The 21,446-nt window shown below is 33.5% G+C and carries 17 protein-coding genes; 3 read left to right on the top strand and 14 right to left on the bottom strand.

Going from position 1 to position 21,446, the window contains the following annotated elements; translation table 11 throughout:
* Positions 1-33: 33 nt before the first annotated feature.
* The 3 genes from Q1B37_RS02000 to Q1B37_RS02010 form a co-directional block, all read right to left on the bottom strand.
* A complete protein-coding gene (locus tag Q1B37_RS02000) occupies positions 34-672 on the bottom strand; it encodes a response regulator transcription factor (RefSeq protein ID WP_299603672.1) in 639 nt (212 codons plus the stop codon).
* Positions 673-880: 208 nt separating this feature from the next.
* Complete coding sequence (locus tag Q1B37_RS02005) at positions 881-1,678, bottom strand: ATP-binding protein (protein ID WP_299894856.1); 798 nt, start codon at positions 1,676-1,678, stop codon at positions 881-883.
* Between the two features lie 649 nt (positions 1,679-2,327).
* Complete coding sequence (locus tag Q1B37_RS02010) at positions 2,328-3,056, bottom strand: hypothetical protein (protein ID WP_299894859.1); 729 nt, start codon at positions 3,054-3,056, stop codon at positions 2,328-2,330.
* A gap of 832 nt (positions 3,057-3,888) precedes the next feature.
* Between Q1B37_RS02010 and Q1B37_RS02015 the strand changes: the two genes are divergently transcribed.
* Together Q1B37_RS02015 and Q1B37_RS02020 are read left to right on the top strand one after the other, a co-directional pair.
* Positions 3,889-4,701, top strand: a complete 813-nt coding sequence (locus tag Q1B37_RS02015; RefSeq protein WP_299894862.1) for a carbohydrate-binding protein — start codon at positions 3,889-3,891, stop codon at positions 4,699-4,701.
* A gap of 27 nt (positions 4,702-4,728) precedes the next feature.
* A complete protein-coding gene (locus Q1B37_RS02020) occupies positions 4,729-5,580 on the top strand; it encodes a carbohydrate-binding protein (RefSeq protein WP_299894864.1) in 852 nt (283 codons plus the stop codon).
* A 66-nt stretch (positions 5,581-5,646) separates the two neighbouring features.
* Here the strand turns inward: Q1B37_RS02020 and Q1B37_RS02025 are convergent, their stop codons facing one another.
* Complete coding sequence (locus Q1B37_RS02025; protein WP_299894867.1) at positions 5,647-6,111, bottom strand: GNAT family N-acetyltransferase; 465 nt, start codon at positions 6,109-6,111, stop codon at positions 5,647-5,649.
* Between the two features lie 5 nt (positions 6,112-6,116).
* Positions 6,117-6,605, bottom strand: a complete 489-nt coding sequence (locus Q1B37_RS02030; protein WP_299603660.1) for a MarR family transcriptional regulator — start codon at positions 6,603-6,605, stop codon at positions 6,117-6,119.
* Between the two features lie 359 nt (positions 6,606-6,964).
* Between Q1B37_RS02030 and Q1B37_RS02035 the strand changes: the two genes are divergently transcribed.
* Entirely contained in the window at positions 6,965-10,159 is a 3,195-nt protein-coding gene (locus tag Q1B37_RS02035; RefSeq protein WP_299894870.1) for a DUF5060 domain-containing protein, read from the top strand.
* 78 nt (positions 10,160-10,237) lie between these two features.
* Here Q1B37_RS02035 and Q1B37_RS02040 read toward each other — a convergent pair whose 3' ends face one another.
* The 9 genes from Q1B37_RS02040 to Q1B37_RS02080 form a co-directional block, all read right to left on the bottom strand.
* Positions 10,238-15,103 carry a DNA repair ATPase gene (locus tag Q1B37_RS02040; RefSeq protein WP_299894872.1) on the bottom strand — a complete coding sequence of 1,622 codons (4,866 nt, stop codon included), beginning with the start codon at positions 15,101-15,103 and terminating at the stop codon, positions 10,238-10,240.
* A 113-nt stretch (positions 15,104-15,216) separates the two neighbouring features.
* The gene (locus Q1B37_RS02045; protein WP_299894875.1) at positions 15,217-16,221 is read right to left on the bottom strand and encodes a hypothetical protein; all 1,005 of its coding nucleotides are present in this window, start codon (positions 16,219-16,221) and stop codon (positions 15,217-15,219) included.
* Between the two features lie 106 nt (positions 16,222-16,327).
* Positions 16,328-16,681 (bottom strand): DUF3592 domain-containing protein, encoded by a 354-nt coding sequence (locus Q1B37_RS02050; protein WP_299894877.1) that lies wholly within the window; start codon positions 16,679-16,681, stop codon positions 16,328-16,330.
* A gap of 54 nt (positions 16,682-16,735) precedes the next feature.
* On the bottom strand, positions 16,736-16,996 hold the full coding sequence (locus Q1B37_RS02055; RefSeq protein WP_299894881.1) for a hypothetical protein: 261 nt from the start codon (positions 16,994-16,996) through the stop codon (positions 16,736-16,738).
* Entirely contained in the window at positions 16,996-17,247 is a 252-nt protein-coding gene (locus Q1B37_RS02060) for a hypothetical protein (protein ID WP_299894883.1), read from the bottom strand. Before Q1B37_RS02060 ends, Q1B37_RS02055 begins: the two co-directional genes overlap by 1 nt.
* A gap of 197 nt (positions 17,248-17,444) precedes the next feature.
* The gene (locus tag Q1B37_RS02065; protein ID WP_299894886.1) at positions 17,445-19,544 is read right to left on the bottom strand and encodes a flotillin family protein; all 2,100 of its coding nucleotides are present in this window, start codon (positions 19,542-19,544) and stop codon (positions 17,445-17,447) included.
* A 57-nt stretch (positions 19,545-19,601) separates the two neighbouring features.
* Positions 19,602-20,156: an SPFH domain-containing protein gene (locus Q1B37_RS02070; protein WP_299894891.1), complete on the bottom strand. Its 555-nt coding sequence runs from the start codon at positions 20,154-20,156 to the stop codon at positions 19,602-19,604.
* An 8-nt stretch (positions 20,157-20,164) separates the two neighbouring features.
* Entirely contained in the window at positions 20,165-20,896 is a 732-nt protein-coding gene (locus Q1B37_RS02075; protein ID WP_299894894.1) for a hypothetical protein, read from the bottom strand.
* Between the two features lie 159 nt (positions 20,897-21,055).
* Positions 21,056-21,370 carry a YbjQ family protein gene (locus tag Q1B37_RS02080; RefSeq protein ID WP_299894897.1) on the bottom strand — a complete coding sequence of 105 codons (315 nt, stop codon included), beginning with the start codon at positions 21,368-21,370 and terminating at the stop codon, positions 21,056-21,058.
* Between the last annotated feature and the right edge of the window lie 76 nt (positions 21,371-21,446).

The following is a 21,446-nucleotide window of genomic DNA, read 5'->3' on the forward strand; positions in this document are numbered from 1 at the left end:
TTTTTAGTTAAAAAAAAGCCAAATAAATACTGATCAAGGAATGAAAATTTTATTCTTAATCGCATAAATTACCAACCCTGTTCGGTTTTTAAGATGTAGTTTTTCGAATATAGAATCTCTATATCCTTCGATTGTTTTAGGGCTCAAGCACATATCGCTCGCAATTTCTTTATACGTTTTTTCGGTGCAGGCATGTTTAATAAATTCCATCTCGCGATCCTTAAGTACTACTTTGTTTTCTTTCTTAGGATTTAGAGAGCCTAATAATAAATTGGTCACATCTTTGGTATGGTAAAACCCGGTTTCCTGTACTTCTATTAATGCATTTTCTAAGATGCTTTTCTCTGTGTCTTTTAGTAAATACCCTTTGGCACCTGCTCTTAGCATTTTAAGAATGGTTTTTTCATCTTCTTCTACCGAAAGAGCTAATACATTTACTTGCGGATATTCTTCTTTAAGAGCAATAGTAGTTTCGATACCATTCATAATGGGCATATTAATATCCATTAATACAATATCCGGTATGTTTTTAGGATCTTTAAATCGCGTAAGTAATTCTCTTCCGTTTTTACACAGGTATAATATTTTAAACTTAGAAAACCCATTCACCAATCCTGCCAGTGCCTGCGATAATAGGATATGATCTTCTACAATAACTACTGAGTATTTCATTTTTTTGATGTTTTGTGTATAGTGCTTTTATGCGCTTGTTTATTTTGATCTTATAAGGATAAATTACATCCCTCTAAATCTCCCTTCGAAGGGAGACTTTAAGCCATTCCTTTGAAGGAAGGGTTTGGGATGGATGTTTTTATAGTTCATATGCCGTTGAAAACACTTCGACATCCTTCTGCCTTTGGAGGAAGCACAATGTGACAAACTAATATAAATCCTCTTCCTCTTCTTGTTCCAGTTTTTTATAATGATAGGTTAGTGTAATCGCTGTTCCTTTTCCTTTGGCGGCATCCAAACTTACTTCTGCATTGATCAATTTAGCTCTGTTTTGCATATTACATAAACCAATACCTACTTGCTTTTTATTTCTAATATCGTTCATGTCAAACCCAACTCCATCATCCTTAGCATGAATCACCAGCTTCTCATTGCTATATTTTACATTTACACTTAATGTAGAAGCCTTAGAATGTTTGATGGTATTGCTAAAAAACTCTTGCAATATCCTAAAAATAATTACCTCTGCTTTGTCATCTAAGGTACGGACTTCTGTATTACTGCTTAGCGTAGCTTCTATAAACTGTAAACGATTAAAACGTTCTACTTCCAGCGCGATAGCTTCTGTAAGACTTAAACTCTTAATCGCATCAGGATTAATGAGTTTTGATAAAGCTCTAAGCTCCGTTAAACTCTTAGTAATGGTATCCGTAACCTCTGGTAACTTTTCTGGATCTTCTTTGGCAACATCTACCTGTATTTTGGCAAGCGTTAATAACTGACCAATATTATCATGCAATTCCCAGCTGATATTGCGCAAGGTTTCTTCACGTATTTCTATTTGTGTTTCGGCAATAGCTCTTTCAAATTTCTTTTCAGCTTCTTTTTGTTGTAGCAGTAGGCTGTTTTTTCGTTTTTGAAATATCAAGAACAAAAAAATCATCAGTATAATTATACCTACAAGTATTAAACTTGCTATTAATATGGCTGTTTCTTGTCGCTCCATATAAATCCTATAATAAAACAGATGTTCATCAAAATAGTTAGGATTACGTTAATCATAAATAATATTGATAATTCTGTAGCACTAGAATAATAATTTCTCACAATTCGAAAAGGAATAATACCTACGTGGTACAAGAGAAGTCCTACGCTTATCCAAAAAAGTAGGTTCTTCTTTATGTTTAAAACTCTTTCAGAGTTTAATATTTCAATAAAATAGAATATTATTGATAAAATTATAAAAGACGATGCCAATATGTATGGAAAGCTCTGGAATTCTATAAAATAGTTTTCTCTAAAACCATTAAAAACAAAAGATATCAAATAACAAATTATAAAAATTGAAATATATTTTTTGTATTTAAGCTTAATTACGTATTTCCTGTAAAGTAGGAATAAATAAATAAAATATATTACGTTATATATGTTGTACAAAAGAGCGTTATAATTAGTTATTTTTTCTCTTATATAGCTTCCTATTACTTCATTAATCGCAATATACAAGAGAAGAAATAATATGTACTTCAATCTGGTGGTTTTGTATTTTTGATAAAAAACAACCGCAATTAAGGCAGTTACTATTTCTAATATTATTCCGGAATCTCTTAGAGTCTTGTATATATCAACATAATTCATTCTATTTTTAACTCCTTTTAATGAGCTGGATTTGGAGGTGAGGCTCCTAATTCATTTGCGATTAAACTATTTTCTTCTTCAAAGGCACTTAAATTAAGATTAAAAAATCCTGCTTTTTGGATATTTCCATTCTTGTCGATTCTACTATCCAGGCCTATTTTATCTCTTAATAACTCGACTTTAAAGTTATTGTCTAAAGTATATCCCAGATGTTCTATATTACCGGCAGCATCTTTTACTTCTTGTGTTGGTGCTATAAAAAAGGTCTGTCTTTTTGCGTATCTTTTATCTTCTTTGTCTCTTAAATAGTTATCTGGATATAAGGCAAAATAAAATCTAAATCCAGATGGCTTTACTTTTGCTCTACGTGATTGTACTCTTACATAGCGGATATACTTCTGTAATTCATCGATATCATAAAACAAAGATCGAGTAGCTTTAAATTCATTTCCTTCTCCATCTTGTCCTACTACTTCGTTGATTAATTCTTCTCGCTGATCATATAAGTGGAAGATCTCTTTAGCAAAACCGGATTGGATGATATTTTCGGGTTTTCGTTTGTCATCGATACTGCCCAATTGAGATTTCAATGCTGCAATTTCTTTTTCATAGGTTTCGATCTTTTTTTTATAAGTTTCTAATTCAGCGCAATTTGTGGCTTCATTGGATTTATTGCATGATCCTAATAAAAGGCAGGCACATGCAATCATTAGATACTGTTTGATAAGGTTAGTTTGTAGTTTCATTTTTTGATAGGTTTAATAAGTATTTGTGTGATCTTGGCAACGGCCAAAATGTTAGTTAGTTAAAAAACTTAAGTTTTTGTTAAGTTTTCAGTTCTAAAAATACCATTTTAAATAGTTTTAAAAAATTCAGAATACCCATAATAAGTGTTTTCATCACTGAAATTGTTGAATTACAGGCGTTTTGAAAAATTTGATGTTAGATTGGGTTTTACGCAAAAGGGGTAAACACCCCTTTTAAAAAAAGTGGAATAACGGTTGATTTATTGTATCCTCTCCCAACCTCTCCTTCAAAGGGAGAGGAGTTAATAAAGTTCCTCTTTGAAAGCCTGTCCGCTGATTAGGGAGGAAGAGATTTAGGGCAATGTTTCTAAGTACGGTAATCTACCAAGCATCTGTATTAGATTTCTATCCATTATCATCTTATTGTAAGAAAAACTGTACGAACTTGTAGTACGAGTTTATTAAATCATTAACGATTGTCTAGCTAAAAGAGGTGTTTTGTTTTCGTAATCGATAATATTTGGGGATTTTTCTACTAAATTTTTGCGAAAACAAGCACGAAAGTTTTTCGATAGAATTGTCAATCTTCTAGTAAATAACAGGGAAAATAGAGCGACTTGATAATGTCAAAAAAATGGATTTAAAAAAATGTTAATTTTTAATTTTAGCGAAAACGTTTTTCGTTAAATAAATTGTTAAAAATTAACTTTCAAATTGCCAAGCGGCCTTTTCTTTTTTTACTTCATAGTAGCTAGAACAGCTAAGAACTAAACTTTTCGAAAAGTAACTTTTGCTAACTCACAATGTTAAACAAAAACTAATAACCGCAATCATGAGAAAAATTTATCTAGTACTTAGTGTAATCTTTGGTTTGTATTCCTGTGCATCAGATATAGAAACCTTAGACTCAGAAATGTCAATCGAACTATCTTCAAAAAACAGTTCGGAAAATGTGAAACTCATAAGCGCATGGACCGCAAATAGGAGTAGTCCTGTTCAGATCAACTACCAACGTAAATTTAAGGTAAAGGTTAAAAATTTAGCTTACCAGAAAGAAGTAGCTATACACCATGAAACCAATAATGGTGGTTGGGTCGATATTCCATTAACGTATGATCAAAACATTGGTAATAACGAAGAAATTTGGGTAGGAGAGGTAACACCTGATAACGAAATCTATAGTACAGACTTTGTGGTAAAATATACTGTAGATGGTGAAACGCATTGGGATAATAATAGTGGCAAGAACTATAGCATGTTGGTCAATGTAGGAGGCTTTTTATCTACAGATGTAGATGTAGAGGTAAATGATAGCTTTACTAGATGGGCTGGAACTTCGTTTGCTATCAATGTAAACGCGAGACGAAATTATGGTGCTAATGCCATAGTAGAAGTAGTGTATACTACAGATGACTGGGCAACAAAAAATACTGTACAGATGTCTTATCAACGATATTTTAGAGTAGGATATGCACATTATATTATGAGTCCGAATCAGCACGATGTTGATATTTATGATACCCTAATCAGAGTCCCAGATGAAGTAGATTCCATTGAGTTTGCAGTAGTGTATAAGGTCAATGGCGAAGAATACTGGGATAATAACTACGGAAATAACTATACCCTAAGTAAAATCACGTATTAACCAATAATAACCAACAAATCATTTAAAATGAAAAAGTACCTTTATCTATTAATCAGTCTTGTAGTACTCTCTTGTAGTCAAGATGATTTTATGGAAAACTCAGAAGCTTCAATAAATTCATCAGAAGTTTCAGCAAAAAATTTAGATCCTGTACAATTAGTAAAAGCTTGGACGGTTTACAGTTCTTACAGAGGATTTCAGTCGTATACAAGAAACTTTACGGTGGAAGTTGAAAATCTAGCGTATGCAAAGAATGTTAGCATTTACCACCAGAGAGTTGATGGTAGCTGGGATGAGATTCCATTAGCTTATGATCAAAGTATTGAAGATGGACAAAAAGAATTATGGACTGCAACCTATACACATGGTGGATTTGCAATTGATAGAATATACGCAGATGAGTTTGTAGTTCGATATGAAGTAAATGGAACAGTATATTGGGACAATAATAATGGTGCTAATTATGCTATGTCTAGAATGGAAGGCTGGTTCTTCGCAGATCCGGAACTTAATGTCAATGTAGATACTAATTATACTAGCTTATCATATTTTCCAAATGGTAATACGAACTCCTTCAATATTACAGTAGATGTTCGGAACTTAGCTCCAGATAAGGAAGTGGGCGTAGTGTATACATCAGATAATTGGCAAACACAAGAGTATTTACCCCTAACATATCGCCAGTTTTGGTCTAATGGTCCTTTGTTTACAGTGCAAAGTCCGAATAATTTTGGTATAGAAAGATGGCAAGGATATGCTGCATTAGATCCTTCAATTAATGAAGTTGAGTACGCTGTTGTCTATAAAGTAAATGGGAATGAATACTGGGATAATAACTATGGTAATAATTATAAAGTAGCCATAAATGATTACAATTAAATAAGCATATTTATTGTAAGTGTGAAAGTCCACCTGGCATGTGTGTTAGCTGGGTGGGCTTTGTTTTTATAGTACAAGCTCCATTTTGATGTTACTTCGTAAATATGGTGAATCTTTCTCAAGTTCAATTTCTGTAAAACCATATTTTTTATAGATGTAGATGGCGTTTTCAAGCTTTGTATTGGAGTAAAGTATAAGTTTGGTCCAGTGCTGTTTTTTGGCAAAGTCAATGCAAAAAGTTAAGAGTTGCTGTCCTATTTTTTGTCCTTGAAACTCTGGAGAAACTGCCATTTTTCCTAACTCATAGATACCTTCCTGACTTTTGATTAATGAAAAGGTTCCCGCAATTTCAGAGCCAACTTTAGCAAAGAATATATGGCCTCCATTATTGATAATAGTTTCTTCGCATTTTTCTAAAAGTTCCACATCGTGAGGTTCTACAACAAAGTATTTTTCTAACCAAGCGACATTAAGATCAGCGAAATCTTTGGCATACTTCGGGTCAAATGGGATAATTGTAACTTCTTTCATGGCGTTTATGGTTGTTGTCTAATGTTTTCTAATATACGTTTGCTAAGAGATTTTTCTTTAAACTGATTCTCCATATAGGTTAAGTGGCGTGTTAAGCTAGTCGATGAACCTTCAGTAACCCATTTGACTTGCTTGTCTATAGTTTGCCAAACAGGAACTAGTTGATCATGTGTTTTTTTTCCTTTAGAGGATAATTGATATAGTTTTTTACGTTTATCCTTGGTGTCTGTTTTATATCGTATCAAACCTTTTTTTGATAGTTTTTGTAAGCCTTGTGTAATCGCAGGTTGCGTGTAATGTAGTTGCTCCTGAATTTCTGAAGTGGTTACTATGTTTTGATCAGCAATAATCTTGAATATAGGAAATAGGTAAGGATCGAATTGTATTTGAAGCGTATTATAAACAATTTGAGTTTCTTTCATCAAATAGTCACTAAGACGTTTAAATCTTGACCCCAATCCTAATTCTCCAAACTCTTGTAAAGAATCTCTCATTAATTAATAAGTAATTATATAAGTACTTATGTAAAAATATAAAATTTAGAAATTCTATACAAGAAGAATGTTGATTCTATATCCTGTATTCTTAATCAGGAATGTGCTGAAATATGAATTATCCATGGTAGGGTTTCCTTTTTAGTAGATTTTTATAGGAATTTCATTTTCGAATTCTTTCTAGATGATAACGAATACTACTCTAATTACTACTAATACTATTCGTCATAGATTTTCGGTAATTTTCATTCAATAGTTTCGTTATCAATAGATTATGGTCTTCGGGGATGCGTCTGTTTTTTAATCCTTGATTTTCAATAATAAACCCGAATATAACAATCAACAAAATTAACCACACAATGATCACTTCAACTCGACTAAAACTATTTGCACTATTTGCATTCTTTTCTTTTACAATTAGTGCCCAAAATCCTCAAGGCGAATTAAAAAGATGGCATAAAGTTACTCTTTCATTTACAGGCCCAAACACCTCTGAGACCGCAAATCCAAATCCATTCTCAGATTATCGTCTGGATGTTACATTTACGAATGGTTCTTCTTCTTACACAGTTCCTGGCTATTATGCCGGATGTGAAGATCCAGCAGAATCTAGTTGTGATTCTGGAGCGATCTGGAAAGTTCATTTTGCACCTGGAAAAACAGGTACATGGAACTGGACAGCTTCTTTTAAAACTGGAGATGATATTGCAATTACAACTGGAGGAGCTTCAGCTGGATTTATGGATGGAGATACTGGTTCTTTTAATATCACAGAATCTGATAAAACAGGACGTGATCATAGAGCCATGGATAAAGGGAGATTGCAATACGTAGGAGAACACTACTTAAGACATTCTGGTACAGATCCAGAAAACCCTAACGGTAACTGGTTTGTTAAGGCAGGTGCGGATGCTCCAGAGAATACCTTGGCTTACGAAGATTTTGATAATACACCAAACCGAGGAAACCGACGAAAAAATTGGAATCCCCACCAACAAGATTATGTCGCATCTGATGCTTCAGCATATACTTGGGATGGAGGAAAAGGGTCTGAACTATTAGGAGTGGTTAATTATCTTTCTACCAAAGGGTTGAATGCGTTTTCTTTTTTAACGCTTAGCCTACATGGAGACGATGAAAATGTATTCCCCCATTTACTGAAGGTTACCGAAAGTGTATATAATGGATATAATGATAGTCAGCAATGGAATCAAGGTGTACATAAGGATCGTTTTGATGTTTCAAAAATGGCTCAATGGGAAAAGATCTTTGAATATGCGGATAAAAAAGGTGTGTTTATGCATTTTAAAACCATGGAGACGGAGAACGATAATATGATGGATAATAATACCAATGGTAGAGAAAGAAAATTGTATTATAGAGAACTGATAGCGAGATTCGGACATCATTTAGCATTAAACTGGAATATTACAGAAGAAACAACAATTCCAGATAATGTGGTGAAAAGTATTGCATCTTATATTAAAGATGTAGATCCTTATGACCATCATATTGTGTTGCATACATATCCAAATCAGCAGGACCAAAGATATGATCCTTTATTGGGTGCTAATTCTGAACTTACTGGAGCGTCTATTCAAACAGGAAAAAACAATGTGCATAATGATGTAAGAAGGTGGCTTGAGAAATCTAGAAATGCTGGAAAGAAATGGGTAGTTGCTAATGATGAACAAGGAAGCGCAAATATAGGAGTAGATCAGGATGGTACTGAAGATAAATTGGTTCGTGATCAAGTACTTTGGGGAACATTTATGGCTGGTGGTACAGGAGTAGAGTATTACTACGGTTACCAAACAGGAGAAACAGATTTAACAGCTCAGGATCATAGGTCCAGAGATGTAAAATATACACACGCTAGTTATGCATTGCACTTTTTTGAAACGTATTTAGATTCTTATTTAGTGGATATGGTGTCTTCTGATGGTCTTACCTCTGCTGACGATTATGTACTAGCAAAACCAAATGAGGTATATGTGGTGTATCTTCCAGATGGTGGATCAACTAATATTAGTTTACCTTCAGGAACTTGGCAGGTACAATGGTTTAATCCAAGGTCAGGAGGAGCATTGACTTCTCCACAAGAGGTTACCAATTCTTTATCTGCCCCAGATACTAATGATTGGGTAGCTTTGATAAAAGGTGAATCAGACGGAGAGCCAACCTGTGATGATTTAGAAAGTATAGCAACACAAGATGCCTATTTACAAGGAACTACTAGATTTAATACGGATGAACTCAGAGTGGAGCAAGGAAATAGGGTTTCGTATTTACAGTTTGATGTACCATCAACAGAAGATGCAGTGAGTGCTATTAAACTGAGATTAACAGTAAACGATGATCCTGGTCAGGGTACTATAGATGTTTATAAAGGAAACGCTAACAATTGGACAGAAGGAAACTTATCCGATGCTAATAAGCCATCAGAAGGTGATAAAATAGGCTCTATTAATGGTGCATTTTCTGCTGGGCAATCATATGAATGGACCTTATCTGATGTTTCACAAGGAGAAACAATTTCATTAATACTAAAACATACAGGTTCTAATGATGTTTCGTTTCATTCTAAAGAAGGAGCTGTGGCTCCAAAAATCATTGTATCCTTAATTGACTGTAATGATGGTGGTGATGGAGATGGTGGAGGAGACGGAGATGGTTCTTCATGTGTGCCTACAGAAGAGAATGGTGTGGTAGCAATAGAAGCAGAAGACTTCGTAAACCAAACAAAGACAGAAAAAAGACAATGGTATTTCCAAGATGGAACGGTTTCTACACCAACTCCAGATCCAGATCCTAGTCATCATGCTTCTGCCAGTGGTGGTGGATACTTAGAAATTTTACCTGATACCAGAGTAACTCATGATGATCCATTGGTTAATGGGGAAAGCTTTTCTAATACACCTGGAGTAGTGGGGGTTTTAGACTATAATGTGAAGTTCAATTCTCCAGGAAAATATTTTGTGTGGGTACGTTTGTATTCTACAGGTTCTGAAGATAATGGGTTACATGTAGGGATCAATGGTACTTGGCCAGCTTCTGGACAACGTATGCAATGGTGTGCTGGTAAAAATCAATGGACTTGGGAAAGTAAACAACGAACAAATGCAAATCACTGTGGTGAAGAGCAACTTATTTATATTGATGTTCCTAGTGCGGGAGTACATACAATCTCATTGTCTATGAGAGAAGATGGAACAGAAATCGATAAGTTTGTTCTTTCTAAAGCATATACAAAACCGACGGGTACTGGGCCTGATGTAGTATTGTCAGATTGTCAATTGTCTGTTGGAGAATTTGATAAGGCCCAATTTAAGGTATATCCAAATCCTGCAAATAATCTAGTAAATGTAGCAGGATTAACTCAAGGAAAGGTATCTGTATATGATATGACTGGTAGAAAAGTGATTTCTGCTATAGAAATTTCGGAATCGGATAATAATTCTTCGATAGATATTTCTAGTATTCCTTCAGGAGTTTATTTCATGGTGATCAGAGATGGAAAAAATCAAAATACTTTAAAGTTTATTAAACAATAGTGTAACTAACTATCTAACTATTTGTAAAAAGGATTGGATATGATTATCCAATCCTTTTCCTATTTTCTATATTAGATTTTACCTTTCTAATCCCTTTTTTAATACTTCTTGAATTCCGGATAGGTGATCGCTAAATTGCATCATCTGTGCAAGCACTTGTGCCATTTCGTTTTTATCGCCAAACCCTTTTAATTTATTGTTTTTTACAAAGGTTTCTTTGATAACTTCCCAGCGGTTTTTTTCCTCCTTTGAAATGTTGTTTGTTAGCTCTTTGTACTTCAGAAGATTGGCTTCTGCAGCACTTGTTAAAGTTTGAGATTCATTTTCATAATGTGATAACAAAAGTGTCTGCAATTCCTTTTCATTCATAATAGGAACTACTTTTGCCACTAATTTACTCATATCACGATACGAACCTTGTAGTTTAAATGACGGTTCTGTGCGGTACGAATCTTCCATTGCAGCAGACTGTATATACGTCGCATTTACTTGCATGACCGTATCACGAATCGTAACTACTTTTTCTAATATAGATAAGTAGTCTTGTACTTCTTGTTTTGTATGATTTCCTTTAAGCTCAATACCTTCTTGGGTTCCTGATGCTACCATTTCGATTAATCCATAGATATCTTCGAAATATTTACTACTTAATTGATGCAATATAGGATTAGAAGTGAGTGCGTTTTCAATCAAACTCAATTTGAATAAATCAGCTGTATCACCAATAATATCTCCCAAGTTATAGATGTCAGCTCTGTTGGCTAACATATCTGGTATCTGAAACTTTTCACCACTTTCTGTATATGGATTTCCAGCCATGATCACACAGAACTTCTTACTGCGTAAATCATAGGTTTTAGGGTTTCCTTTGTAGACTCCTTCAATCTTACGAGTACCATCGGCTAGAGAAATAAATTTCTGTAAAAACTCCGGATTACAATGCTGAATATCATCTAGATATAGCATCACATTATTACCCATTTCGAAAGCAAGGTTTAGTTTTTTCAATTCTTCACGAGCGGCGGCATTATTGGCTGCCATAGGATCCACAGAAGTTACTTCATGACCAATTGCAGGCCCATTTATTTTCATGAATACCAATCCTAAACGATTTGCCATATATTCCATCAGGGTAGTTTTACCGTATCCTGGTGGAGAAATGAGTAATAACATTCCCATTCTATCCGTACGTTTGTTATCTCCAACACTTCCTAATTGCTTGGCTAAGTTGTCTCCAAATAAAGGAAGATATACTTGATCAATTAGTTTGTTTCTAACAAAAGAGGATAAAACTCTTGGTTTAAACTCAGAAAGTTTCAAGTCTTCTTTTAGCATTTCTGTTACCTGATGCTTTGCATCTCTATATGCTTCATAGGCAGGAACATCAATCTGTACAAAGTCGGTTACATCGGCAATAAACTTATGATAATTAAATTCAAAATTTCCTTCTTGTATCGTTGAATGACTTCCTTGTAAACCATCAATAATTTGTGATGGACTTACATGAATAATTTCTGCTATGGATTCTTTTTTGTACAATAGACAACAAACAATCTCATGTGCATAATCAATTTGTTTTGGATGATATGTTTTTAAATAGGCGGTTACCCATTGCAATGCTAAACGGATGAGATCTTTTTGATATTTATCTCCCGTTGCTTCCAATGATTTTTTGAATCTATCAAGTACCTTTTTCTTTTTTAATTCGGTTAAAAAGGACTCGTGTAGCTCATTTGCCGTTTGACTAATACAAAAAACATTATCGCTTTGTAATTCCTCAAAAAGATAATTACTAATGACCTCTGCATGATCTGATGCAAAAAGTTGATGTTCTTCTGAGAATAAAATCACCTCTTTTGCTAAATCAGCAAGTACAGTTTTGTACTCAGTACTATCTGAGAATATAGTTAATACTTCACCTGAAGCTTTAATAGTATCATTCCAATACCCCTTTTTGTTATCATCCAAGCTATTCCAAAAATATTGTGCATACGACCTTGATTTGGAATCGTATCTTAATAAGCCGAGATCATGATCTTTTTGTACTAAAACTTTCAGAATTTTTGCAGCGTCTACATCATGTACGCCTTTTACATAACCTTCTGCATAGTTCTTACTACTTTCTGATTTTATAATTTCTAGTAGATCTTTTTCAGATATACTAGAAAGGTCTTCTTTTGAGTTTTTGAAAATCTTGTAAGCTAGATAAGCAGCACGATACATATCTTGATTTTCGGAAATAAGTTCTTGATCCCAGTATTTTTTAGAAACTAATAAGGTCTCATTTTCAATCTCCTGATAAAAATCGGTCCCTGTAAGATGATATTGTAAGGTCTTATCTTTGTAAACAATGGTAAGGTCTAGTGGTTGCTTGTTAACACCAAACTTATGTTTTCCTAATTTGATGATATTCTCACCATCTTCATATAGGTCTTGTTTGTCTTTTAGTTTACGAGTAGCATCTTCTTTGGCAACTTTTAATGCCGTTTCAATGGTTTCCGCTTTACCAGCATCATTTAATTCCATTAAATTAGAGATGATATCACGCAGTTTATTGATCATCAAATCCGAAGCAAAATATCCATTAATATCTGCAACAGTATCAAAACTTAATGCCTTTTTAGTAACTCCTTTGAGTATTCTGTTTGCAGCATTTTCTAAGGCAACTGCCTTTTTGTTTCTTGCCTCGATCAGACTATTTTTTCTAGCTTCAAAAGCATTGTATACTTCTTCTCGCTTTTCGATAATCTGAGTGATGAATTCTTCAAAATCTGCAAATCGACCTTCTAAATCTTCTAGTTGAACAGATACTTTGTTTAACAACTCATCTGTTTTTTCTGGAGTGTTTGCGATATCCAGATAATTGATAATGCTCTGATCCACTAGTTTTAATTGAGCTGCAAACTCTGCATTGGCTTCTTTGCTACCAAGCGATTTTATCGTATTCTTTATTCCAGCCTTTAATTGATTAATAGTAGCAAAAATCAAAGAAATATTATCGATAATCTTAGTAGAATGAGATGTGTCTTCGATCTGAAGGTTGGAAACAATATCAATTAGCATTTCTAAGTCCGTAGCAATCTGATTTACTTCATCTTCTAACTTTTTAGCATCGATTACTTTTTTGATGTTATCCAGCGATTGCTTTTTTTCTTCTACTCTCTCGTGATAGGGTAGTAGTGCCTTGTCATCTAGTAAGAATTGCACACAGCGCTGAGAAATTTTATCCGTTTGCTCTGCAATTTCTGTTTCAAGCTCAGTGATAAAGGTTTTATCTACATAACGAATGTCTTGTAAACCAATTACTTCACCGCGCAGGGTTCTTAGTTGTGATAAAACTTGCACAAAATCATCTATAGATCGGAAGGAGCTACTTTTTATCTTCCCAAAGATTTCTTCTGCTTTTGCTTTGGTTTCTTTGGTTACATTGGCAGCAGTTCTTCTTAGTTGGACAACTTTTTCAAATTCATCGATAGCTGCATTTGCTGCATTACTTATTTCTCCTAACGGAATATCTAAACGGAAGGTATCATCTTCTCTAATCCAATAATAGCTGTCTACAATTTCTCCCGAAGATTTAGCCAGATCATCATACAAACCATCATAACTATCTTCTTTGTTCAGAAGTGTAATGAGTGCATGGCATTCTGCCATTGCTTTTACGATATCTTTATTTCCTATTTTGTAAATTAAAGTGTCTGTATGCTGAGAAGGAATTTCGTTTCCAGTTAAGAAAGGAGTTTGCCAAATTTGAATAACATGATGTTTCGTTTGCTCATCTTCAGTTTTGAAATAGCACAACTCTCCATCTTCTAAAATGGTAAATCCATTACAAACGATAGGAGTTTTTACCTCTTGTTCGATAACATTGTATGACATCAAAGTATATAGTCCTTTTTCGCTTTCATAGAAAACATATAGAAAATCTTCTCCATTAGGAGAGCTTATTTTTTCTTGAAATTGAACATCAGAAACTTCATTGGTAAACAATTTTACTTCTCCGGATTGTAGATAATAACCATTAGGATAGATGATCCCTTGATCATCAGGCAAAAGCACACAAGCGTCTTTTATGCACTCGATTTTTTTTACTTCTTGTACTTTATGATTGTATACAAAGTATCTAGGAGTTTCCTGAAATGGTTTTATTTCTAAGGCGATGAGGTTGCCTAAATCTGCATAACGATATTGACCATCATCTAAGGTTTGATCTACTTGCGCTACCGCTTCATTGTAGATTCCTTTTCCATCATCTGTGTTGTCTTCGATTTTAATGGTGAGATCTCCACCAACGGTTTCTACAAATACTTTATCTAAAATAGAGATATGCGGATGGGTTCCGTATCTATGCATATCTCGAGTTACTTCTGTCCACTCGAAATCATACTGATTCGGGAATTTAAATTCGTGCTCACTTCGATTATCAACATAGGTAAGTGTTCCTTCATTGATTAACCATTTAAAGGTTTTAATATCGGATACGCTTTCGCTTAACTGAAAAACCATATGAAGATAATTACCAACGATAGCAAACTTCGAAAAAATGGTGTTTCTATAATACTTATATAAATTCGTGAAATCATTAATAAAAATATTGTCCTCGATGAGGTCTAATTTTTTATTTACAAAGTGATCATCCGTGTAAGTATAAATGCTAAAAACATCTTCTAACTTGATCTCTGTTCTTAAACCAAAATGTACGTTGTAACCAAAGAGACAATATTTACCAATGGTTACAATGTCTCTGGCGATACAATTGTTCTCTGTATTGATGCGATTGTTGGCAATCAGTTTTGTTTCTACACTACCAAAAACTTCTTTTCTTGCATCATTTAGTTGGGTAAGACGATTCTGGAGTTCACCTTTTTGTTTTTGCAAACGATTTTGGATGATCTCATAGGTTCCACCGTCTAATTTTATGTTATTTGTGTTGGTTTCTTCCATAGTTGTTACCCTAGGTTTTGTTGGTGTTGATTAAATTTGGCCAATTTCTTTCAAAGATTTTTCAATGTTAGTAGACTTTTTGGGTACTATTTACACTTTATCTTATTACAAATTCAATATTTAATTGTTTTAAGGTCAAACCCTCCTGAATTATTTATTAATAAAATAGTTCGTTCTCTTCTCTTCAGATATTTTAATTCTGTATATAACTTTGTGTTTGGATCGTTAAGTTCTTTTATTCTTTGATAGCAATAGTAATAATTTTTATTATCAGAATCATAAAGCTCTTTGTACGCAATGATTGCATTAGGTTTACTTTTGATTACTTCATAATAGTTGCCAATTAACCATTTAAAACTTTTGTTTATACTTGAAGCATTATTAAGTAATTCTAGCGCTTTTTTATACTCTTTTTTTTTGATGTAACACCCAGCAATATTTGTGTCATTTCTCAGTGATCCATATTGATTTTTTTTTACCAAAAGAAATCTTTCTAAGGCTAGATCTATTTGATTATAATCATAAAGAATTTCCCCTATTATAGTTTGTATGTCCATTATTTTATCCTGTTTAGATAAAAAGTCATCATTTTGTATTAATGAATCAGCATATATAACAGCTTCAAAAACATCTTTATCTGATATTTTAGATATCTGTTTAATTCTTGAATGTAATAATAAAGTGTTTTTGTTTAATGGATGATTTAGTAGTGTCTCTTTCTGAATTTTGGAATAATTTTCATCATCAGATTGCTTTATAAGGTTATACGGTACAGTATTCCATAAAATATTGGTTAGAAGCCCCATGTGTTGAATATAAATAATAGAATCTCCTAAAGAAGCTTTATGATACATTTTATCGTCGGGAACCACATAAACAGTTTGATTCGATTTTGCTCTTATAGAAAAAGAAAATCCTCTTGGATCAGTTTTCTGCTCAGGTATTGGGGCAAAGGGTGTTTCTCCTGTTGTGCTTCCTCCTGTACGACCAGTATTATTTTGGTATTTTTTTTCCACGATAATCCCGCCATGATGTTCTTTTTTTGAAAATACACCATCAATTACCAAAAGAATTATTAGTGAAATAACTAAATAAATACCGACTTTGAATATGGACACTTGTTAATGTTTTTTGCTCTAGTTGTAAATCCTATTTGTATTTATCATTTAAATAAGTACTTCTCGCTTTATTAAATTATATGTTTAGTTTGCGAAGTTGAACAATTTATTCTTTAATCCTCTCAATCCTTGAATTCGTTGGTTTTTCTGAATCATAGACGATTTTTAAAGAATCTCCTACTTTTCCTGGTTTTTCGAAATATAAATCGTGTTCTTGCCGCACTATTTCTTGGATCTTTTGATAACTCTTTCTATTTACCTCATATTCATATGTTACATGGAAGTTGTCAATGTCCAAACCAATATCACTATCTAATTTATTGGTAGTGATTTTTGTAATCACAGCGGATGTCTGGACTCCATTTTTTTCTAAACCTTCTTTTTTGTAATAGGTGTTAAAAGCTAATACGCCAATGCATATAAATAATACTGCGATTAGTCCTAAAAATTTTCTACTCATGATTTCGTTTTTTTATTATCTAAACGATCCAATACTTACACCTGGATCGTAATACTATTGATAAAGAACAAACCAGAAAAGCAAAATAAAAACAGCGACACTTAGTACAATTGTTAGTATGTGTTTTCTACGAGTTTGTTTTCGTTGTCTTTTTAGTTTATCTCTAATTTCTTGTAATAATTCTTCTGAAACGGACACTGCCTCAATGCCTTTGCTTTCACTGTCACTTTCTGTCCATCCATCATAGGCTTTTCGTTCTTTTCTTCTACTATTTTTAAGAAGATTGCTTAAGTTATGACCATATCCTCCCATCACTACGCAATGTATATCAGAATAGATGTGATCAGAACTATTATCATCCCAAAGACAGCAACTTGTTTTCTATAAAGTACTTGTCTTTGTCTTTTAAGCTTTTCTCTTATCTTTTGTAAAGTTTCTTCCGAAACGGGTTCTACTTTGATACCTCTGCTTTGGGTATCGGTATTTCCATTTATATGACTAAAAGCGTCTCTTTTATTTCTTCGATCATTAAACTTAATCGAAGCAATCATTGCAGCTATACTCATAATTAAACCAGTATTAAAAGTTAAACAAATCCCATCTAGTCAATCACTCGCTACCCCAAAGAGAGTTCAAGACTTTCAGGGATTGACTTTTATGGGTCTAAAAATGTATATGTGTTAGTATGCATATATTTTATGAAAAGAAAAGGGTAGGTGATACCCTTTTCTTTTTGTTTTCTCTGCACAGAGAGAAGTTTATATTATTTCAATTTCTTGTCTGAAATTCCTAATCCTTTAGCTAGATTAAACAGGTTACTAAACAAGGTGTTTTCTTCTTCGTTAGTAGATTTCTGTTTTAAATCCATTAGGATATTGGCAATCGTTAGATTTTTGATGTCTTCAGAGGAGATTCCGTATTTGGTAGCAAACTCTCTTACTTTTTCTAAAAGGTTTCCTTTTACATCATCACTTCCTAGAATAGCATCTTTTACTTCTTGTACCGTACTAGAATGTTGTACCAATCTATCGTATCCTTTAGCTTTGGTAATTTGACCAATAATTTGCTCGAAGAACATAGTTTCACCACCTACAATATCAATATTGGCAGCTTTTAATGCAGCTCCGATAACATCTGCTTGCGCAAAAGCAATCTCTTTCTGAATATTGATTTGTGCAAGATCCACTTGTAATTCCTTATCTAATTTCAACTTGAATTCTTCGTGTTCTTTACCAACACCATCCAGCTTCTTCATTGCTTCTGCTTTCTCTTCGATTCCGGCAGCTTCTGCTAACGCAATTTCTTTATCACCTATAGCCTTTGCTAGTGCTTTTTCTTTAATCACTTCAGCTTCTGCAATTCCTTCTTCTTTAACAGCTTCTGCTTTTGCAAGAATACCTGCAGCTTCTGCTTTTGCTTTTTTCTCGATGATATTCGCTTCCACTAATCCCTGACGCTCGTTAGCATCTGCTTTGGCATGCATTACTTGTGCTTCAGACATTCCAATAGTAGCTTCTTCTTTAGCTTGTGCTTCTGCCAATGTTTTACGAGCTTCCGCTTCTTTTTCACTAGCTTCTTTTTGCGCTTGTGCTTCGATATTGATTTCTTCAGCTTTTTGCTTAGCAGCTTCTTTTTGCGCTTCCGCAGCTTTGATTGTAGAGATCAACGCTTCTTCTGCATTTGCTTCAGCAATGGTAATTTTTACTTGCTTCTCACGATTTGCAGTTTTGAATGCTTCGATATCTTTCATGTTTTCTTGCTCTTCGACCACGCCTTTTTCTAGCATCACGCGATCACGAATCACATCCTGAATGTTCTTTTTCTCTACTTCAACTACCTTCTCTTTTTCTATTTGTGCTAAGGTTACAATTCGCTCACGCTCTGTTGCCTCTAGCATTCTATCTTTTTCTACTCTTTCTGTTTCTACAGCATTAGTACGTTGCTTGTTTTTCTCAGCAACAATAATTTGACGTTGCATATTTTCTTCAGCAACTTTTACTTTCTCTTCGGTAGCAATACGTGCTGTTTCAGATTTAAGTCTTTCTTCTTCTCCTACTTTTAATATTTCAGCTTCTTCACGCGCTTTGATATTAGCAATTTCTCTTCTTTGCTGTTCTTCTTTTTCTGCCAATTGCTTATCAAGTTCTAAAATAGCTTCTCGTGCTTCTACGTCTTGCTTACGAATAACTTTTTCCTCATCGCGCTTGATCAGATTAGATTTTACATTCTGTGCAGCAGTTAACTCAGTGATTTTCTTAATACCTTCAGCATCCAGAATATTATCTGGTTTCATAACGCTTAGTGAAGTTTGTTCTAAGTCATCGATTGCGCAATCATCTAACACGTATCCATTTAGATCTGTACCAATGATATTTACAATTTCATCTCTAAATTCTCTACGCGCTTCATATAACTCTACAAATTCAAACTTTTTTCCTACTGTTTTTAACGCTTCAGAGAACTTAGCATCGAATAAACTTCTCAGTGTGTCAATTTCTGAAGCTCTGGCACATCCGATAGTTTGAGCCACGTTAATAATGTCTTCGACAGATTTGTTTACTCTTACGAAAAATGCAACTTTAATATCTGCACGGATATTATCTTTACAGATTAACCCATTAGTTCCTGTTCTTTCTATTTCTATTTTTTTGATAGAAATATCCATGATTTCGACCTTATGTAATACGGGAATTACATACAGACCTTTATCAAATGCAACTGCCGTTCCTCCAAAACCTGTTCTTACAAGAGATTCTCCTTGAGGTATCTTTTTGTAAAAAATTGCAATTATTATAAAGTATAGTATAATGAGAAGTACTATCGATACCACGACTACAATAGCTATTGATCCTATATTGCCCATAGATGTTAAGTTATTTAGTTAATATTATTTGATTGTTTTGTTTATATAATTAATTGTTTAAGTTTCATTTTCTACTATGTCATAAATGGCGCAGTCATCTATACTATACCCGTTATGATCTGTACCAAGATGGTGGACGATTTCATCTCTAAATACATCTCGGTTTTCTAATATCTCTTCTTTATTAAAACGATAAGCTATTGTCTTTAGAGTTTCTTCAAATTTTACTCTAAATAGATTGCTTATTTCATCGTTATTAAATGTTCTTTCGCAACCAAAAGTTTGAGCCACCCGAATCATATCTTCAACACTTCTATTTATTCGAACAAAAAAAGCAGCTTTTAGTTCTATTTGCTTATTGTTTTTGCAAATCAACGCTTCCGATTTGATTCGGTGTATGTCAACTTTTTTTATAGTTAAATCAATTTTGTCTAATTTATGAACAAAGGGGATTGTTAATATTCCTCTATCAAAAACAACCTTAGTTCCTCCAAATCCACTTCTTATCAATGCTTGTCCTTGAGTTACTTTTTTATAAAATATTAAAAGTAATATGACCAAGGTCGAAATACCAATTATTACTATTGCAGCAGTTGTTAAAATATTAGTCATTTATATTTTCAATATGTTGAAGGCTGGACAATGTATAATGGTTTATTCTTTACTTGATTTATGATTTCCACCTTTGTATTTGCAGCTATCTCAATTCCATCTTTAGATTTTACCATAACCTTTATAGGGTCTGATTGAATTTTAATTTCTAATGTTGATATTTTTTCACCAAAAAGAGGACTTTGTAAAATCCCTTCTCGACCAAGTAATTCTAGTTTACTCTCACCTTTGTTATTAAAATTTGTAAAAAATCGTTTAAAAGGTGTAGTGATAATTTTTGTAATAATTAAAGCAGGTAAAATACTTCCAAAGAAAAAGACAAATCCAAAATCATTATTATAACTGTGTGTGACTGATGTTCCTGTCATTGTTAATGCCCACCAGAATAGTACAAAAAATGTGAAAGTGAACATAAAAGGAAGTCCTACAAAATTGAAATAAATCAGAAATATTTGAAAGAAATTCAACTTGCCACGGCGTCGTATAACATCTTCTTTTTTTACTTCCGTATTGGAGATATCCTGGACATCTAGGTTTGCTCTGGCATCAAATTCTGCTTCCGCATCTACATCCATATCCACGTCTACATCTGCATCTACATCGATATCTATATCTGCATCGAATAAGTCTAAGTCTAATCCAGAAAGTGTAGTTAATAGCCAATATAGAATAAGCAAACCAAATAAAATCGTTAAAGGTAAATTAACGTTAGATATGGCTATGTCGAATAATTCTTTCAATGTTTTAGTTGTTTAGTAAGTTAATTGTTATCTCATTAATTATCCCTCTTTTCAAAATCTTCAGTTTGATAGATTTTTATTCTTCGTATTGCTAGATAAATCAGAGCAACGAGGATACTTGTCCAAAAAATACCTATAAATAATGCTCCCATCTTCTTATTATTTAAGTTTTACTGCGGTTCCATAGGCAAGGATTTCTGAAGCTCCTTGCATAACCATAGCGGTAGTCAATCTTACATTAATAACCGCATCTGCTCCTAATCGTTGCGCATCCTGATGCATTCTTTGTAAAGCTTGTTCTCTGGACTGCGCCTGCAGTTTGGTGTATTCTTCTATTTCTCCTCCTACAATATTTTTTAGCCCTGCAAAAACATCTCTACCAATATTTCTGGCTCTCACTGTACTTCCTCTTGCAATTCCTAAAATTTCAATAACTTCCTTATTAGGTATCTTTTCTGTCGTAGATGTTACCATGATTTATTAGTTTTTTTGTTATTATTTTTTGAGTAGATCAAAAGCATCTGATAATCAATTACTTGATTGGATTCGA

It is taken from the genome of uncultured Aquimarina sp. (assembly GCF_947492965.1).
Lineage (GTDB): Bacteria > Bacteroidota > Bacteroidia > Flavobacteriales > Flavobacteriaceae > Aquimarina.

Coding starts and splice junctions, on each gene's coding strand:
- Q1B37_RS02060 (WP_299894883.1), bottom strand. CDS start 17,247: ATGAGTATAGCTGCAATGATTGCTTCGATTAAGTTTAATGATCGAAGA.
- Q1B37_RS02050 (WP_299894877.1), bottom strand. CDS start 16,681: ATGAGTAGAAAATTTTTAGGACTAATCGCAGTATTATTTATATGCATT.
- Q1B37_RS02000 (WP_299603672.1), bottom strand. CDS start 672: ATGAAATACTCAGTAGTTATTGTAGAAGATCATATCCTATTATCGCAG.
- Q1B37_RS02015 (WP_299894862.1), top strand. CDS start 3,889: ATGAGAAAAATTTATCTAGTACTTAGTGTAATCTTTGGTTTGTATTCC.
- Q1B37_RS02080 (WP_299894897.1), bottom strand. CDS start 21,370: ATGGTAACATCTACGACAGAAAAGATACCTAATAAGGAAGTTATTGAA.
- Q1B37_RS02070 (WP_299894891.1), bottom strand. CDS start 20,156: ATGACTAATATTTTAACAACTGCTGCAATAGTAATAATTGGTATTTCG.
- Q1B37_RS02005 (WP_299894856.1), bottom strand. CDS start 1,678: ATGGAGCGACAAGAAACAGCCATATTAATAGCAAGTTTAATACTTGTA.
- Q1B37_RS02010 (WP_299894859.1), bottom strand. CDS start 3,056: ATGAAACTACAAACTAACCTTATCAAACAGTATCTAATGATTGCATGT.
- Q1B37_RS02030 (WP_299603660.1), bottom strand. CDS start 6,605: ATGAGAGATTCTTTACAAGAGTTTGGAGAATTAGGATTGGGGTCAAGA.
- Q1B37_RS02025 (WP_299894867.1), bottom strand. CDS start 6,111: ATGAAAGAAGTTACAATTATCCCATTTGACCCGAAGTATGCCAAAGAT.
- Q1B37_RS02040 (WP_299894872.1), bottom strand. CDS start 15,103: ATGGAAGAAACCAACACAAATAACATAAAATTAGACGGTGGAACCTAT.
- Q1B37_RS02065 (WP_299894886.1), bottom strand. CDS start 19,544: ATGGGCAATATAGGATCAATAGCTATTGTAGTCGTGGTATCGATAGTA.
- Q1B37_RS02035 (WP_299894870.1), top strand. CDS start 6,965: ATGATCACTTCAACTCGACTAAAACTATTTGCACTATTTGCATTCTTT.
- Q1B37_RS02020 (WP_299894864.1), top strand. CDS start 4,729: ATGAAAAAGTACCTTTATCTATTAATCAGTCTTGTAGTACTCTCTTGT.